The organism is Bartonella sp. AP72JLCBS, from assembly GCF_042195705.1.
Taxonomy (GTDB): domain Bacteria; phylum Pseudomonadota; class Alphaproteobacteria; order Rhizobiales; family Rhizobiaceae; genus Bartonella.
The window spans coordinates 1-15,313 of the sequence record NZ_JBHIOU010000016.1 but is presented as its reverse complement, the minus strand read 5'-3'; the positions used below and the strand labels follow the sequence as shown (position 1 = coordinate 15,313).

The 15,313-nt window shown below is 37.0% G+C and carries 12 protein-coding genes, 3 tRNA genes and 6 pseudogenes; 13 read left to right on the top strand and 8 right to left on the bottom strand.

Features of this window, described 5'->3' with window-relative positions:
* Window positions 1-146 precede the first annotated feature (146 nt).
* The 4 genes from ACFILO_RS08100 to ACFILO_RS08085 form a co-directional block, all read right to left on the bottom strand.
* On the bottom strand, window positions 147-701 hold the full coding sequence (locus tag ACFILO_RS08100) for a DUF2497 domain-containing protein (RefSeq protein ID WP_375612445.1): 555 nt from the start codon (window positions 699-701) through the stop codon (window positions 147-149).
* Window positions 702-953: 252 nt separating this feature from the next.
* Window positions 954-2,246: a TolC family outer membrane protein gene (locus ACFILO_RS08095; RefSeq protein WP_375613721.1), complete on the bottom strand. Its 1,293-nt coding sequence runs from the start codon at window positions 2,244-2,246 to the stop codon at window positions 954-956.
* A gap of 66 nt (window positions 2,247-2,312) precedes the next feature.
* Complete coding sequence (locus ACFILO_RS08090) at window positions 2,313-2,987, bottom strand: protein-L-isoaspartate O-methyltransferase (RefSeq protein WP_375678106.1); 675 nt, start codon at window positions 2,985-2,987, stop codon at window positions 2,313-2,315.
* A gap of 220 nt (window positions 2,988-3,207) precedes the next feature.
* Window positions 3,208-3,281: transfer RNA gene (locus ACFILO_RS08085), tRNA-Cys, on the bottom strand.
* A 184-nt stretch (window positions 3,282-3,465) separates the two neighbouring features.
* Here ACFILO_RS08085 and ACFILO_RS08080 point away from each other — a divergent pair.
* Window positions 3,466-3,540: transfer RNA gene (locus ACFILO_RS08080), tRNA-Asn, on the top strand.
* Window positions 3,541-4,893: 1,353 nt separating this feature from the next.
* On the opposite strand, the gene ACFILO_RS08075 is transcribed toward ACFILO_RS08080, so the two are convergent.
* From ACFILO_RS08075 to ilvA, 3 genes are all read right to left on the bottom strand, one after another.
* On the bottom strand, window positions 4,894-6,276 hold the full coding sequence (locus ACFILO_RS08075; protein WP_375613723.1) for a DEAD/DEAH box helicase: 1,383 nt from the start codon (window positions 6,274-6,276) through the stop codon (window positions 4,894-4,896).
* Window positions 6,277-6,566: 290 nt separating this feature from the next.
* Window positions 6,567-7,097, bottom strand: coding sequence for a hypothetical protein (locus ACFILO_RS08070; RefSeq protein ID WP_375607472.1), 531 nt, complete (start codon window positions 7,095-7,097; stop codon window positions 6,567-6,569).
* Between the two features lie 35 nt (window positions 7,098-7,132).
* Window positions 7,133-8,410 (bottom strand): threonine ammonia-lyase IlvA, encoded by a 1,278-nt coding sequence (gene ilvA, locus ACFILO_RS08065; RefSeq protein ID WP_375612449.1) that lies wholly within the window; start codon window positions 8,408-8,410, stop codon window positions 7,133-7,135.
* Window positions 8,411-8,556: 146 nt separating this feature from the next.
* Between ilvA and ACFILO_RS08060 the strand changes: the two genes are divergently transcribed.
* The 12 genes and pseudogenes from ACFILO_RS08060 (at window position 8,557) to ACFILO_RS08005 (ending at window position 14,535) form a co-directional block, all read left to right on the top strand.
* Window positions 8,557-8,642 (top strand) — tRNA-Leu (locus ACFILO_RS08060).
* A 221-nt stretch (window positions 8,643-8,863) separates the two neighbouring features.
* A complete protein-coding gene (locus ACFILO_RS08055) occupies window positions 8,864-9,142 on the top strand; it encodes a hypothetical protein (RefSeq protein ID WP_375678105.1) in 279 nt (92 codons plus the stop codon).
* A gap of 113 nt (window positions 9,143-9,255) precedes the next feature.
* The gene (locus ACFILO_RS08050; protein WP_375678104.1) at window positions 9,256-9,483 is read left to right on the top strand and encodes a hypothetical protein; all 228 of its coding nucleotides are present in this window, start codon (window positions 9,256-9,258) and stop codon (window positions 9,481-9,483) included.
* 198 nt (window positions 9,484-9,681) lie between these two features.
* Entirely contained in the window at window positions 9,682-9,927 is a 246-nt protein-coding gene (locus ACFILO_RS08045) for a hypothetical protein (RefSeq protein WP_375613727.1), read from the top strand.
* 229 nt (window positions 9,928-10,156) lie between these two features.
* On the top strand, window positions 10,157-10,324 hold the full coding sequence (locus ACFILO_RS08040) for a hypothetical protein (RefSeq protein ID WP_375678103.1): 168 nt from the start codon (window positions 10,157-10,159) through the stop codon (window positions 10,322-10,324).
* Between the two features lie 441 nt (window positions 10,325-10,765).
* A complete protein-coding gene (locus tag ACFILO_RS08035) occupies window positions 10,766-10,897 on the top strand; it encodes a hypothetical protein (RefSeq protein WP_375678102.1) in 132 nt (43 codons plus the stop codon).
* A gap of 171 nt (window positions 10,898-11,068) precedes the next feature.
* Window positions 11,069-11,414 (top strand): annotated as a pseudogene (locus ACFILO_RS08030) (hypothetical protein).
* A 233-nt stretch (window positions 11,415-11,647) separates the two neighbouring features.
* Window positions 11,648-11,866 (top strand): antitoxin, encoded by a 219-nt coding sequence (locus ACFILO_RS08025; RefSeq protein ID WP_375613730.1) that lies wholly within the window; start codon window positions 11,648-11,650, stop codon window positions 11,864-11,866.
* Window positions 11,866-12,197, top strand: a pseudogene (locus tag ACFILO_RS08020) (type II toxin-antitoxin system PemK/MazF family toxin). The gene ACFILO_RS08025 and the pseudogene ACFILO_RS08020 overlap by 1 nt, the downstream one beginning before the upstream one ends.
* 166 nt (window positions 12,198-12,363) lie before the next feature.
* Window positions 12,364-12,689: pseudogene (locus tag ACFILO_RS08015) on the top strand (hypothetical protein).
* A gap of 35 nt (window positions 12,690-12,724) precedes the next feature.
* A pseudogene (locus ACFILO_RS08010) lies at window positions 12,725-13,256 on the top strand (hypothetical protein).
* A 597-nt stretch (window positions 13,257-13,853) separates the two neighbouring features.
* A pseudogene (locus ACFILO_RS08005) lies at window positions 13,854-14,535 on the top strand (phage antirepressor KilAC domain-containing protein).
* A gap of 244 nt (window positions 14,536-14,779) precedes the next feature.
* Here the strand turns inward: ACFILO_RS08005 and ACFILO_RS08000 are convergent.
* A pseudogene (locus tag ACFILO_RS08000) lies at window positions 14,780-15,313 on the bottom strand (hypothetical protein); the annotation flags it as partial.

Sequence of the window (15,313 nt, the reverse complement as noted above, 5' to 3'; positions counted from 1 at the left end):
ATCCATCCATAACGCCGCTGAAAAACACAATATATGATCAAAACCTGATCAGAATCTCGTGAATCTCAGCCATTCACTAGAGAGCTCGCAAAATCGCAAACAAAATCCCCATAAAATGAAAAACATAAAAATAATGTAAAAAATAATTAAGACGATTTTTTAATCGCTTTCACAATCTCTTCACGCAAAATATCTTCCAGCAAAATAGGCAATTTAGACTGTAACCATTCTGCTATAGCAGGACGCAACACATCCTTTGCAATCTTTTCTGCAGAAGAAATACAATATGCAGACAATTCCACATGACCATCCCTTCCAGCGTCTGATTGTGATTTCCTTATCTCATCTTCATATTCTTTTGCTTTATAAACAGAATTCCGTTCTTCAGAAGAAAGCTTCATCTTTTGCATATCCATACCAACTGTATTATTTTCTGCCTCTATATCCTCTTTCTCTTGCGTTATCTTCCCTCCTTGATTTTCAGAAGAAAGACCAATACGATCAGCTAAAGCTTTCATAGCATCATCAACCGATAAGGTTGTATCATAAATACCCTCGGATGCCACTTCTGAAGCATTCACTGCAACATCTTCATTTAAAAAGTGATCAGATTGAACCGCATTTTCTTCGATTATTTCACGAATAGATGTTAAAATTTCATCCATACTTGGCTCACGTAACACGCTTGAACTCTGTACCATACTTTACAACCTCTCAAAGACGCAACAACAAATAGAATCATATTTTCAGTGTATGCAAAAGAATTATAAGATCAACATGCCTCCTACGATATTTTCAAATATGCTTGTCATAAAGAGGGCGCTACACACAGTTTTCTACACTTATAAAAATAATATCTCGCCGCAATATCTTTCAACATATTCAACTGTTGATTTACTAATCTTTTAAAAACTAAAATAATTTAATAAGATTCAAAGAGATACTTTTATGTATTATCGGATATATTTAATTGTTTTTAAACCTAAATAACTTGCAGTCAATTTACCAATAGAAGATTGAACACTATAGCTCGCCACAACAGCATTACGCTCTGCCATTGCAAGCGCAATCTGAGCATTAATCAATAGAGTACGAGAATTTAAAACATCCAGCGTCGTTGCTTGCCCTACGCGATTTTCTTGAACACGACCTTTCAGAGCAATTTCAGCAGCACGAACACTTTCACGGTAAGCAACAACAGATGAGCGTGCGCCCTCCAACTGAAACCAAGCAGAAGTAAGTGCTTGTCGCGTATTACTATGCGCCAAATCGAGTTGAAGCTGCGCCTGTCCAAGCTGTTCCCTTGATTGGCGAATTTGCGCAGACGTACGCCCTCCTTCAAAGATTGGGACACTTACTGACAACCCTATCGATTTAGAAACGCCATCTTCTCCAACCCCGCTGTAGATTCGATTATAAGATGCAGTTGCAGAAAAATCAACTTTAGGGAGCAATGCCCCTTCTTTCGCCTTTACATTATAAACACTCGCATCGACTAAATATTTAGCATAAAGGATTGCTGGATGCATCACAACGCTCATTTGGTAAGCCATATCAAGGTTGACGGGAAAATCTTTGGCTACAGGTGGGCGTTTTAACTTTTCAGGATCAGAACCAATAACTTGTCGATACACTGCCTCTGCTGCTTTTACATCAGAACGAGCAAGACTCAGCTCTGAAACCGCCACGGAACGTGCAGCTTGAGCTTGAGCAAGATCAACATGCCCTCCTTCACCCACATCAAATTTTGCTTTATTTGAACGAACTTGTTCCTCAAGAGCTGCCAAATTTTCTCTCCGAAGATCGGCAACACGACGTGCGTGATAGACATTAGCATAAGCGGTCACCGCCTCCAGAAACGTATTTTGTTCAACATTACGAAGATATTCACGCTGGGCCTGCAACTTAACTTGAGCTGAAGAAAAGATATTTTGCGTGATAAAACCATCAAATAATCTTTGATTTAATCTCACTCCTATAGATCCAGAAGTGACATAAGGACCTGTAAAAGACTTATTGCGCCCATAGTTCCCAACCCCCTCAACCTGTGGCAATAGCCCCGATCGCGCAATGACAACATCATCACTGGATATACGCACAGCTGCACGTTCACTATTCAACTTAGCATTATATTTATAAGCCTTAGAAAAGGCATCCATCAATGTTTCAGCACAAACAGCCTCTGATAGAAAAACACTCAACACCAGCAATAAACACGCCTGAAACTTCTTGTTTACTCTAAACATAATACACACAATAACAAACCCCAAATAAATTACAAAATTATCTTTTATTCACAAAACAAACAAGCACTAAAACACAAAACCAGGTGTTTTGAAAAAACAAGGAAGAGGCTTTACAGCGAGGTTAAAAGCACGACGAGCCGAGATGATCCCATCTTCTTTTATATAGATTTGTGCAACAGCAGCATTTCCATGCCCTTCAACCACAACAAGACGTCCACAGTCTTTCATTTGATCAAAGATACCCTGAGGAATAAAATCAACAGATCCCTCAATGAAAATCACATCATAAGGTCCCTCAACGGCATATCCTTTCTCTAATGGACCATGAACGACAACCACATTATCACATTGATTCCGTTCTAAAGCTTCAAGAGCACGTTCAAAGAGAGATTTATTACTTTCCAGCGCAATCACAGACCCTGCAAGTTTTGCAAGCAACGCTGCACAATAACCACTATTTGCACCAATATCTAAAACAACATCTGATGATTTTAAAGCGGCAAGCTGTAGTAATTTCGCTAGAGACGCAGGTTTCATCAAATAGCGTGCAGGAACCCCATCTTGCACTGGACATAGAACAATATCAGTATCAAGATAACTTAACACTTTCATATCTTCCGATACAAAATCTTCACGAGATACCGTTAAAAAGGCTTCAAGAACTGATAAATCCGTTACATCGACTGTACGAATTTGATTGTCAACCATTTTGCGACGAAGCTCAGCAAAATCTGCAACCATAACGAATATTTTCTCCTAACCTACAAAAAACAAACAAAACAGCGACAATAAGGGATAAAGATCTCTTAAACTATGGGCGTTACAAAAAAGGATGCTACAGTCAACAATTAGATTTTAACTGTATAATCTCTCATACAAAAGTGTCTTCACAAGAATAGAGGGAAATAATCTATTTTCCTATACCTCATCTCCCTTAAAAGCCGTTTCGTTTAAAATCGGCTGGAGGCCTCGCCCGGAATCGAACCGGGATACAAGGATTTGCAGTCCTCTGCGTAACCATTCCGCCACGAGGCCTCGTCAACAAACATAAAGGTTTCAATAAGGGAAGGCAACGCATCCGTCAAGGTGTAGAAATCTTCTCTCGCCTTTTTTCCTCTTATTACACAATTTATCATATTTTTTTAAAAAAAGTAATTTTATCCTTTGCAAATCAGTATTGCTTTGCTATAGCCTTTTCAATTAAATGATTGGGCACCGTTCCCCGGTAGCTCAGCGGTAGAGCAACCGGCTGTTAACCGGTTGGTCGCTGGTTCGAATCCGGCCCGGGGAGCCACTTTTCTTTTATTCTACGTAATTTGTTGTTTTTTCTAAAGTTTTTAGACATGAGGGATTCGTTAATAAAAGTAATGGAATAGGATTTTTGCAATAAAGTAGAAACGCAATATCCTACCGGATGTATTTTTTGCAATGAACGCAAAAAGCGATTGATTCATTTTAAATACTTTTTTCAAACTACCGCGCCTTTATAAGAGGACACAGCAATTATTTGCACATTATAAATTACGATTTCTTTCATCAGAGATGAGTTATTAAGCTCCATCAGCAATGAATCGGTCTCATATATTTTTTTCCAAAGAAAGAATGATTTCTACTTAATAAAGGAGTTAAACTTAAAAACCTGCTCATTAAGCAATCATTTTGAAAAATGGAAGAAACAATAATCAAGGTCATATATTATCTCCATACACCCCACATAACCCCCTCCCCATCCTAAAAGCAAAAAACATAAAACAAGTCTGTAAACGCTCCGACGTCTTATCTAACAGGTTATTCCTCCTGCTAACCACTTCAACGCTTTACAAACAACCTTGCCTTGTTCACCACACTGTCATAAAACATTTAATACATAAAATCTTATAGGCTTTATATCCCCCAAATAATAGTTTTACAGTAAAAACCAAGATAACGAGCTAAATTGTTAAGAATCCTGAGAAAGCCTTCAGAAATCATGACATTCTCGCTATTGTATTATGCAGTCACATGCTTTTTTAAAGAGATATCTCTTAAATACCCCAACACTCTTTCACAATGACACCCCCGTAAATGGTATAAAATGAAATCGATTGATCAGCCCCATCTTTATTTATAATAAAAGCCATACCATCGTACTATTTTCCAACTCTCAATCTCAGCAATCCCCCATTGCCTTGGAAAGAGTTTATAAAAATTATTTTATTTATTTTTCAAATGATTATCTATATGACAACTTCACACATCACGTGCAAGCGAATACTTTTGATTGATCCGCATAAATAACTTAAAAATGAAAAAAATACGATATAATGAATTATTCAATATATAAAACAATGAGTTATTATTAGACATCAATTTTAAAATTAAAAGTTATCATTAAAGATAAAACACATCCTTTATAAAAATAGTTTTATATAAATAAAATCTACTTTTATTCCCATTTAAAAAAAATAGGAATAAAGCAAATAAATAATTGCCTCTACAATAAAGATTTTTAATAAATCCAAAAAGTTAGAAGTTTTCATTTCTAAAAAATGAAAACCTCTAAAGGATCTTCTTACTTTGACAAGAGTATTTTATAGCTCTTTTCAATTGAGAATAAATCAACAAAAGTAAAAAATCTCCAGTACATGATCTTTTTTCAAGACTTTATCTAAGCAGCCCTCTTAACTGATTTTCGAAAACGAAGAGGCTTTGCACGCTTTACTACTGCTTTTGCTTTTTTATGCCTCTCATTTTGAGGTGAAGAATTCTTTCGTTGCAACTGTGCAGCATCATCTTTTCGACTTACAAACTGTTTTTGACGTTTAGATTTTTTAAAACGGCGTTCCTTATCATTTGCTTTTTCTCTACTTTCTCGCACAATTGGCTTTTCTGGAAACGCTGCAAATTGTTCTGGAACAGACTCAGCCACCAATTTCATACGAATCAAGCGCTCTATAGCACGCAAGCGGGACCTTTCTATCTTCTCATCAAAAAGCGTAAGTGCTACACCAGATGCGCCATTACGTCCTGTACGACCAATACGATGTACATAACTTTCAGCTTCATCTGGTAAGTCGTAATTAATAACGTGACTTATCCCTGGTATATCAATACCGCGTGCAGCAATATCTGTTGCAACAAGAATCTGTACCGATCTTTCACGAAAAGCTTTTAAAGCAGACTGGCGAGCACCTTGTGATTTATTTCCATGAATTGTTGCGACTAAATATCCTATCTTTTCTAAACTACGTGTGACAGCATCTGCCCCATGTTTAGTTCGAGTAAAAACAATAACCGAATCAAAAGCTGGATTTGTCAAAAGTTTACTTAAAACATTCTTTTTTTCATTCGTAGGAACACAATATAATTTTTGGCAAATCTCTACAGCCGTAGTACCTTGAGGAACAACTTCAATTTTAACCGGATCATTGAGTAAACATTTTGCAAGCACAGCAATTTCCCTCGGCATTGTTGCAGAAAAGAGTGCTGTCTGACGCTCTTGATGCAAAAGCTTTGCAATTTGCTTAACATCATGAATAAACCCCATATCCAACATACGATCTGCTTCATCCAAAATCAAAAAACGAGATTGGGAAAGATCAACACACTTTTCACGAACAAGATCTCTCAAACGCCCTGGAGTCGCTATCAAAACATCCACACCTGCTTCCATACGTTTAATTTGTTTTAAACGTGATACGCCCCCAAAAATAAGACATGTTGAAAGATGTGCTCCTTTCGCCACAGTACGGATCGTTTCATCAATCTGAACAGCAAGTTCACGCGTTGGAGCTAAAATCAAAGCGCGTGCAGTTTTAGGACAGCGTTTATCACCCAAAGCCAAAATCTGACTTAAAATAGGTAAACCAAATGCCAAGGTTTTTCCAGAGCCTGTCTGAGCAACACCTAAAATATCGTGTCCTTTCAACATCACTGGAATAGCTTGTTCTTGTATAGGTTTAGGTTTACTCATCCCAGCAATGAGTAAATTTTTAATCAAAAGAGTAGGCAAACCTAACTTTGTAAAAACATTTTCTTCTTTTATAGGCAAAATAAAATCTTTCCTTAGCTGAAGAACTCAAAAGAAGTAACCATCTGAACTCTCCACTCAAGAATCCGCGCAAGAGAAATCCCTGACATTTTAAATGAAGCAACGCCTAAAAAGCGGCTTGCGCAACTCATGAACACCTTGAAATCAAGATAAAGGCGTATAAACCTCACTTTACAAAAAGCCAACAAACCAGCCTAAATGCCTTCATCTCTATTATCTTTGGATTATGATAAAAAAGCAAGAACTTTACGAAATACATTTATCATGAATAAAAACAATATTTAGATCGTTTACTTTTTGATGATTGTGTCCATCGGTAAATGTACCTTGATAAAATCAGGATAAATCTCGAGAAAAACTGGATTTTGTAAAGTTTTTTGACCGCCATAAATTAAATACCATTGGTTTTTATCAAAAATCGCCAAAGTTTTATATTGAATGATGCGATCTTTCATCTCAAGAACTGTTGGAATTAAAGCATACAAAGTACCGTTATCAGTTTGTAAATACTCTATATTTTCTTTATCTAAATAATAAGCACCAGAAGGCAACCCCTCAAATTTCTTATGCAACTGTTGAAGAAAATCACTACGTAAAGCACTCTCTGTTGTATTCAATCGATGTGCCATCTCTTTATAAAGCCGCTCAGGCATATAACGAGAAATAGGCATAAAATCCCCATTTTTTATAGCATTATTGACATCAACAACGACTCTTGAAAGTTCATCTTTTTGTACTATTGTTGGCTGAGATGCTAAACTCTGTTGATTAACAATCAAAAAGAAAAATAGACTCAGCACCGAATAAAAAATAGGTTTCATCATTATACTTCTTGTTTTAGTAAAATTTCAGTTTCTCAAATAACAAAATCAAATAACGTTTGATCATCAGTAATATCACGATAACGCCAACCTAACGCTTGAAATTTTTCCTCTAAAAGACAAAAATTACCGTATTTTTTTGTTTCAATCGCAACCAATACAGAACCAAAGTTTCTCGCTGACTTTTTAAGATATTCAAAACGTACGATATCATCATCTGGTGATAATGTGGAAAGAAAATGACGCAAAGCACCAGGATGTTGCGGAAAACTAAAAATAAAATATTTTCTCAACCCTTGGAAACGTAAAGAACGCTCTTTAATTTCTGGCAAACGCTCAAAATCAAAATTACCTCCTGAAATAACGAGAAGAATTTTTTTCCCCTTTAACTCTTGAGGAGGAATACTGTTAAGCGCATCAATCGATAAAGCACCAGCCGGTTCAAGAACCACACCTTCAACATTAAGCATTTCAACCATCGTAGAACAAACACGGTTTTCAGGAACCGTAATGACAGAATCAGGGGGAAATTGCTTTAGAATTGTATAGTTTAGAGCTCCAATTTCAGCCACAGCAGCACCATCTACAAAAGTGTCAATGCTTTCAAGCTTGACGCGTTTTCCACTCTCCAAACAAGCAAGCAAACTTGCAGCTCTTTGCGGCTCAACAAAACGAAGCTTTGTTTTCCAACCATATTCATGTAAAAACTTGCTCACTCCACTTGCCAAACCACCACCCCCTACCGGCACAATCATCAAATCTGGCTCACTTTCTCCATTGAGTTTTTTCCATTGTAAAGCAGCTTCACAAAGCACTGTTGCCTGCCCTGTAATAATGCGAATATCATCGAAAGGTGGAGCCATTACACCACCGCTCTCTACGACAAAGGATTGCGCAGCTTCATAACATTGATCAAATGTTTCACCAACCAAACGAATATCAATGAATTCTTTACCAAAAATACGTGTTTTTTCAATTTTTTGTTGTGGCGTTGTCATAGGCATGAAAATCACGCCTTTACGTTTAAAATAACGACAAACAAAAGAAACCCCTTGCGCGTGATTCCCCGCTGAAGCACAAACAAATGCAGAATCTGGTGATATACAGCTAAGCATTTCTGAAACAAAATTGAAAGCACCACGAATCTTATAAGACCGCACCGGTGTTAAATCTTCACGCTTTAAATAAATTTCTGCATCATACTTTTGACTAAGAAAATCATTTCTTTGAAGTGGTGTTTCAGCAAACACGTGATGCAATCCCACCATAGCTTTTGTGACGTCTTGAATAAATTGACTCATAACACTAATCATTTCATACTTTATTTACATTATAAAAGCTTTTTCTATCGATAAAGGAAACTATTGTCAGTCAAAATTTCACTAAAAAATGAAAAATGTTTCTTTTGTCATTAATTCTTGATTCAATAAAAGATATAGCTTATGAGAGAACTCACATCGCGGACGTGATGAAAACGGTAAACATAGCAGACTTAAAATCTGCCGGTCGAAGACCTTGCGGGTTCAAGTCCCGCCGTCCGCACCAGATTATCTTAATCTCTCTTATTTTCCAATGATTTATTAAAAATCAAAAAAATTAAAGCACCTTCTAAACCACCTTTCGTAACTTTATTATAACGCTATAAGACGGCACCGCGGTGGTACTAAAATACGAATCATTGCTGCTTTTTGAGGTACCTTTTTAGCACTTTGACCTCCTCCTCGTCTTTATAGGATGGAGAGGCAATCAATATTGCTAATTTGGGATTGGCTTATACTCTTCATGACTCTTGTAAAACGACGCAAAAGCTCAGAAAAGAGATAGATGCAAAAGACAAAATAATAGATAAAGAAGCTGAAATAATACGTGCACAAAAAGATGTGATTCAAAAACAAGAAGAGTTAATTCGAAAATCAACTGCTTCTAAGATTATTTTTCCTCGAATGGCAGTAAAAAATTGGCCCAAAAGTAATTTCAAGTACTTTCTCACGACCATTTTTTCAAGACAGGCAATCACAACACGCTCTGTCATAGCGCACATATAAATACGCAACAGCCTTCATGGGGGAAGATGATCATCAATACACAAACCGTTCTCTGCCTTGATCTAGATCTAAGACAGGCTGGGCGATTTCTCGTGTAGACAGCAGTATAACAAGTGGCACTTGTCAATTTTGAATTTTTTCGTTTTAAAGGCGATAGTATGCGCTATTTGCGTTTTCAGCAATGGCTTACAAAAATGAAGATCACAACAGATAAAGTCAATGCCTCACAAGAAAAGATGATTAAGACGGTGTGTGCAAAAGAATACAATCCAAAAGATGACAACCAAGCAAATGCTTTAGCAATTTTATATTTAGTTAAAGAAGGGAATGCGCATGTCTAATGCAATGCCATGGATAAGATTCCTTTTGAATGACTGGAACAGTGAGATAGATGGAATGACATGAGAACAAAGGGGCATTTATATAACGCTTTTCATTCGCATATATGACAAAAAAGCACCAATTAAAACAGATTTTGAAATGCTTGCCCGCGCTTGCAATTGCTCGCAAAAAAGTTTGCAACTATTGTCGAATATCTCATGAAGAATGGTAAATTTCTTGAGAAAGATAATGGTTTGTCGAATACGCGCATTGAAGAAGAGCTAAAAGATTTTACTGATAAAAAAGCGCCCATATCGCAAATTCATAGTGAGGCTGGAAAAAAGGTGTACAATAAAAAACGCTATAAAAAACATTTTAATGATTTTGCTGAAGCAAACGCTAAGCAAAATCAAGCTATAAAGAACCAGAATAAGAATATATATAAACTAAAACTATCATTTTAGCAAAAAAACTGCTTCTGAAAATTTAGAAACAAACGAACAGGTTGACGAACCAACATAGGTTGCTGCTGTTGAGACCACATCAGAGCAAATCGAAACGGGTGTAGAAAACCAACCTTCCATTCACGAGCAAGAGAACATTACGAAAAAAGCTAAACGGGTTAGAAATGACAGTGGCTGTCGTACCCCTGATGATTTCGAACCTGTTTATGATTTCGCAATCGAAGAGGGATTGCCTCCAGAGCGTATCAAAGCCGAAATGGCAAAATTTCGAGATTATTGGAAAGCTAGAACAGGCAAAGATGCACGCAAAACGGATTGGAAAGCAATGTGGCGCAACTGGATGCAAAAAGCTATCGAGGATTTAGAGAACGGAAAAAACTATGGAAATCACTCTTAAAGGCAAAAAAGTGTAGATGAACGCATCTCAGACAGCATCCTTGATATCGAGCCTCGAGGTCACTTTGAAACACATTCACGAGATGATAGCTCCGGAGTTTCCTTTAGTTTTGAAAAGTGGCAAGCATTGACACAACAGCAGGAAGCGATTGCCTTAGAAGCGTGTGATCAACTTCACGAATTGTTTTCAATAAAAGCGAGCAAAGAGGACATAACCAAGGCAATTCGGATGCTTTCGTGTGGTTTAAAAAATTTCGCAACAGGCAGATCATGAAGGTATAGCGCTTACCTATGGAATGTTTTTGGAAAGTGTTTCTGCGTGGTCACTCATAAAAACGGTTAAACGGGGATTTTATGCGATGAGGTAGAAGATTTATCGGATACGTTTTTTCCAAGCACTCGTGAGTTAGTAAGATTATGTCGTGATTTGGAAAATAGTCTTTTGACAAAAGCCAATCTTGTACGCAAGGCTGTTTTGAACACCCGTGAAAAAAGGCTGAAAGAAAAGGCAATGAGAGAGAATTCAAGACCACTCACGTTGGTTGAAAAGCAAGTGAAAAACATTGCAGGTTAGCAAACTAGTGAAAATTGCTGATCGTTTTGTGATTGGATGTGCATTTAAATCGACAAAATGGCACCGTACAGAGTGATTTAAAGATTTTATGATAAAAAACCTATCTTATAAAACGCTCTGTACGGTCAAATTTGAGGCAAATAGACAAATTTGTAAAATTAGGATTAAAGTATATTCATTTTAAAACATCTATTCTTAAAAAACCGTAAACAACCCATGCGAAAGAGGTTTGTTGCAACGGCAGTGGGTATGCCCCATGGGGGATGGGACAGAGGAGTATTTTTACAACCTCTACGAATACGAAGACGGCACAAGAGAGTGTGAAAAGTTTGATGGTGGTCAGTATTACAAAACACCTAAGAATGCGGATTTTAGTACCAAAGCGCAAGTAAAAGCATGGGTTTACGGTGGTGATATTCCGAAAAGCATTCTCAATTACGAACCTCTTATAGACGAGATCAACAGAGAGATCAAAAAATTATCGAAAACCGCAAGAAATAAATATGTTTACAGATAAGCAGCTAAGAGCCTTGTTTGGTATTATAACTTTTATATTTTTATGTTTTTCAGAAATTAAAAAAATATTGACTTTATTCAGAGTATATTGCGTATTGCTCTAAATGCGCTTCTTAAACATTTACACAAAAGCATTAAAAGCTATTGAATCATGGGCTTTATGTTATATTTTTATATAATATTAGAGAGGGCGTTTTATGCACAACAAAATTACGTAAAGTTGGAGGATCCGTTATGCTCTCTATACCGCCTGCATTGTTTGATGTTCTTCATCTTACTGAAAATATGCAAGTGGGTTTGGCTATTGATAATGGACAATTGGTTGTGAAACCACAAATATCGCAAAATTACACTCTTGAAGAATTGTTAGCCGAATGTAATCCTTCGGACGATTTTGCGGATAAAGATGTAGAGTGGTTTGATGCTAAGCTTATTGGCAGAGAGCTCTTGTAATGAAGCGGGGTAAAATTTGGTTTGTATCGCTTGACCCAACCTCTGTCTATGAGAAAAAGGAACGCGTCCTGTACTGATTGTGTCACCGGAGGCGTTTAATCGTTTAACAAAAACACCCATTGTTTTGCCCATTACGAGTGGAGGAAATTTTGCTAGAATAGCAGGCTTTGCTGTTTCATTGGTGGGAACAGGGCTGCATATAACAGGTGTGATACGCTGTGACCAACCGCGTGCTTTAGATATAGTAGCGCGTAATGGAAAAAGAATGGAAACTATTCCATATATAATTATGGATGAAGTCTTAGCAAGGTTATCAACATTTCTTACTTGAATTTTTTCTACACTTTTTAATGTTTAAAAACACCAACTTTAGGTAAAAAGTAAAAAAGCATACGATCATGATTTTTTCTGCTGACAATCAGCTAATCAATTTTTCACAGAATAAAAATCAATAATTGACTAATGATGTCATTAATTATGACTCAAAAGGAGCAATGATGAAAACTGTCATCACTAAGCCAATGTGTGTTGTTGGAGACAATAAAAGCACTGTTCGCTTTGAACCATCAACACCCAATAATCCATTTGTTGAAGTTTCTAATCAGGTCTACGTACGTCTCAAGCGCGCCAATGCTCAAAACCTTTTGTTGACGTCAAAACAACAGCAAAACCTAAAAAGACAGTTGAACAAATTAAGCAGATAGAACAAGAAGTAGCACAAACATCATCTGAACCAATGACTGAAAAAACCTTACTCGAAAAACCAAAAGCATCTAAGGTCTCTCAATCATCAACACCTACTCTTAAAAAGGTTAGACGTTGAAGTTAATCATCTACCCAAAATGGTATCTTCAACAGGTGAAGGATACCTTCACCAGTCTTCAAGCACCACGCCTTAATTGGGCTCTGCGTAATGCTCTAAACACCGCAGCAAAACAGTCGAACGCTTTACTGAAAAGCAAATTGCCGATGTTACATCTGCCCAATCAAAGCATGTTAAGCAAGGTATTTATATTAAAGAAAAGGCGACAGCAAGGTTTCTTGAGACAGATATCATTGGTTCTGGAACACCGATACTTCTTAAATTTTTTAAAGCAAAAGAACAAAACGCGGCGTGACTTACACAACTGTTTGGAAAAAAACAAATCTTGCCCATGTTTTTATCAAGGATGGGAGTTTTCCAAAGCGTGTTGATTAAAAAAAGATGAATGGTAATGTTTTTCAAAGAGCGGATGGAAATCAATTCCCCATTGCAAAACAAGAGGAACCCTCAATTGCTAGGGTGATGTCAAAGCCAGAGATTACAAGTGCTATTGTAAAAAAAGCCAATGAGAGATTAATTGCCAATATACAGTACCAACTTGCTCATCATGAATACGCTGGCTGCTAATAAGAAAGGCTAGATTATGTTCTTAAACTTTATCTATATATTCCATATCCTTATGAGTTTATGCATTACACACTTTGATTGCGATTTTAAAAACAGATTATCACTTATGCTTTGTTTTTTCATAAAAAAGTCAATAAAATCAATGTAAAAGGTACTTCCCAGCGGGTTGGCTTCGTTGCGGGACAGGCTAGTGCGAACTATCGCTAGCGACAGAATTTTCAAATCAACTGTACATTGTACACTTAACTCATTGATAAATAACAATTTCAATATGTACACTGTACAGTATGTGAAACGTTTTCTTAGCAAAAAGTAATTTTTATTACTGGACAATTCTAGTAATAGGTATTTTCAAATCAAGTGCCTCAAAAACACCTTAAAACAACTAGCGGATTAGTTGCCGAAATAACTAATCTTCCGCAATTTAAAAGCTTTAACTCATTCTATGCTACATGCATATAATAGCTTTGTCAGGTGTGGCTATGCCATATACCCCCTTCGGGGAAAGGCGTAACGACGGACTAGATGCCGTGTTTCTTAGTGCCCAGCATTCTTTTAGAATGTCATTAAAGAACGTCTAACATCTAAGAATTCTTTATGAATACCATTATTAAAATTACTGAATTATGTGGCAAAAGGCATGACAATATTATGCGTGACATCAAGAAAACGCTTGAAGAACTTAACGCCCTCAAATTTGAGGAGGTTGATTTTGGTGGGCACTACCTTGATAACAAAGGTGAAAGCCGCCCTTGTTATAACCTGCCAAAGCGTGAATGCTTAATTCTTGTTTCTAGTTACAGCACTGCCTTACGAGCAAAGATAATTGACCGTTGGAAAGAGTTGGAAAGACAAGTAGCTATTCGACAAATTGATTACTCCAAACCCGAAGTATTACTTGGCGCCTTAAATCATCTACAAAATCAAATTAAGCAGAAAAACTATGTTATTTCAGAATTAGCACCAAAAGCAAAAGCTTTAGAAAGCTTAAAACGCTCTGATGGTTTGTTTGGTTTGATTGAAGCCGCGAAGATGTTGGAGATTAAGACCAAAGGATTTAACAGATTACTTGCGTAAAAATGATTGGGTGTATCGACGTGCTCCAAGTGGTCCATTGTTACCTTTAATCAGGATAAAATCAACAAAGGATTCATGGACTGTTCTGCCATCACCATTCAAAAACCGGATGGAACAGAAAAGGTGCTGCCTTCAACAAAAATCACACCTAAAGGATTGGCGGCATGTTTGTAGAGAACAAATCCATGGAGGTGTGCAATGAAGGTAAATACTAACTTCTTATGCGATTTATGGATGGCATTATCTCAATTTTCTAGGCATGAAAATATGAGTGATAAGATTGTGCTGCTCTGGTTGACATTATGAGTTTAGTAGAAAAAGCTTTGATTTTAAAACTTCAAGATGAAGTGTCAATCCTTCTTTTGATATCTTTCTCATCTGACGCTCCATAAAAAAAGCCCCACAAAAGTGAGGCTGGATAAAATGATGTTCTAATCAATCTCGCGCTAATTATAATAAAATGGCTCGCTACATCCACGAGCGCCTATTTTTTCATCTTCTACATAACGAGAATGCGCAAAATTCCGTACAAGATGATCATTGTTAGAGCCACCAGTCCAATCGCCTCCTCCCAACATAACATTTATGTCTACACGTAAACTGCTTCCTTGCTCCCCTGTATGCCATTTAGTCACTGGATAACAACCAGACAAATATTGCCAAACATAACCGCAACCATCCTCACAACCGATATGCGAAATCATCCGTCTATTGTTTGTATCAACGTGTCCTCCAGACGTCTTAGGAGAAGGCGCTTGATTGCCTACAATACTGGTTGCTTGATTACTTCCATACATGCATGGCGAAAACTCATCACTCGTCAAAAATCTCTTATTAACAGACCAAAAATCAAAGGCATGATTCGCATAGCTACGATTGCTCGTAATCGGAACACCATATGCCGACTTTGCATTTACACCTGTCCCTGATTGAAGATAAATATCAACCCAAATATTATGCCACGGATTGTAAACCATCCC

Bases quoted from the DNA above. Each gene is read 5' to 3' on its own strand.
- ACFILO_RS08045 (WP_375613727.1), top strand. From the start codon at position 9,682: ATGAAGAATGGTAAATTTCTTGAGAAAGATAATGGTTTGTCGAATACG.
- ACFILO_RS08090 (WP_375678106.1), bottom strand. From the start codon at position 2,987: ATGGTTGCAGATTTTGCTGAGCTTCGTCGCAAAATGGTTGACAATCAA.
- ACFILO_RS08100 (WP_375612445.1), bottom strand. From the start codon at position 701: ATGGTACAGAGTTCAAGCGTGTTACGTGAGCCAAGTATGGATGAAATT.
- ACFILO_RS08070 (WP_375607472.1), bottom strand. From the start codon at position 7,097: ATGAAACCTATTTTTTATTCGGTGCTGAGTCTATTTTTCTTTTTGATT.
- ACFILO_RS08025 (WP_375613730.1), top strand. From the start codon at position 11,648: ATGCTCTCTATACCGCCTGCATTGTTTGATGTTCTTCATCTTACTGAA.
- ilvA (WP_375612449.1), bottom strand. From the start codon at position 8,410: ATGATTAGTGTTATGAGTCAATTTATTCAAGACGTCACAAAAGCTATG.
- ACFILO_RS08095 (WP_375613721.1), bottom strand. From the start codon at position 2,246: ATGTTTAGAGTAAACAAGAAGTTTCAGGCGTGTTTATTGCTGGTGTTG.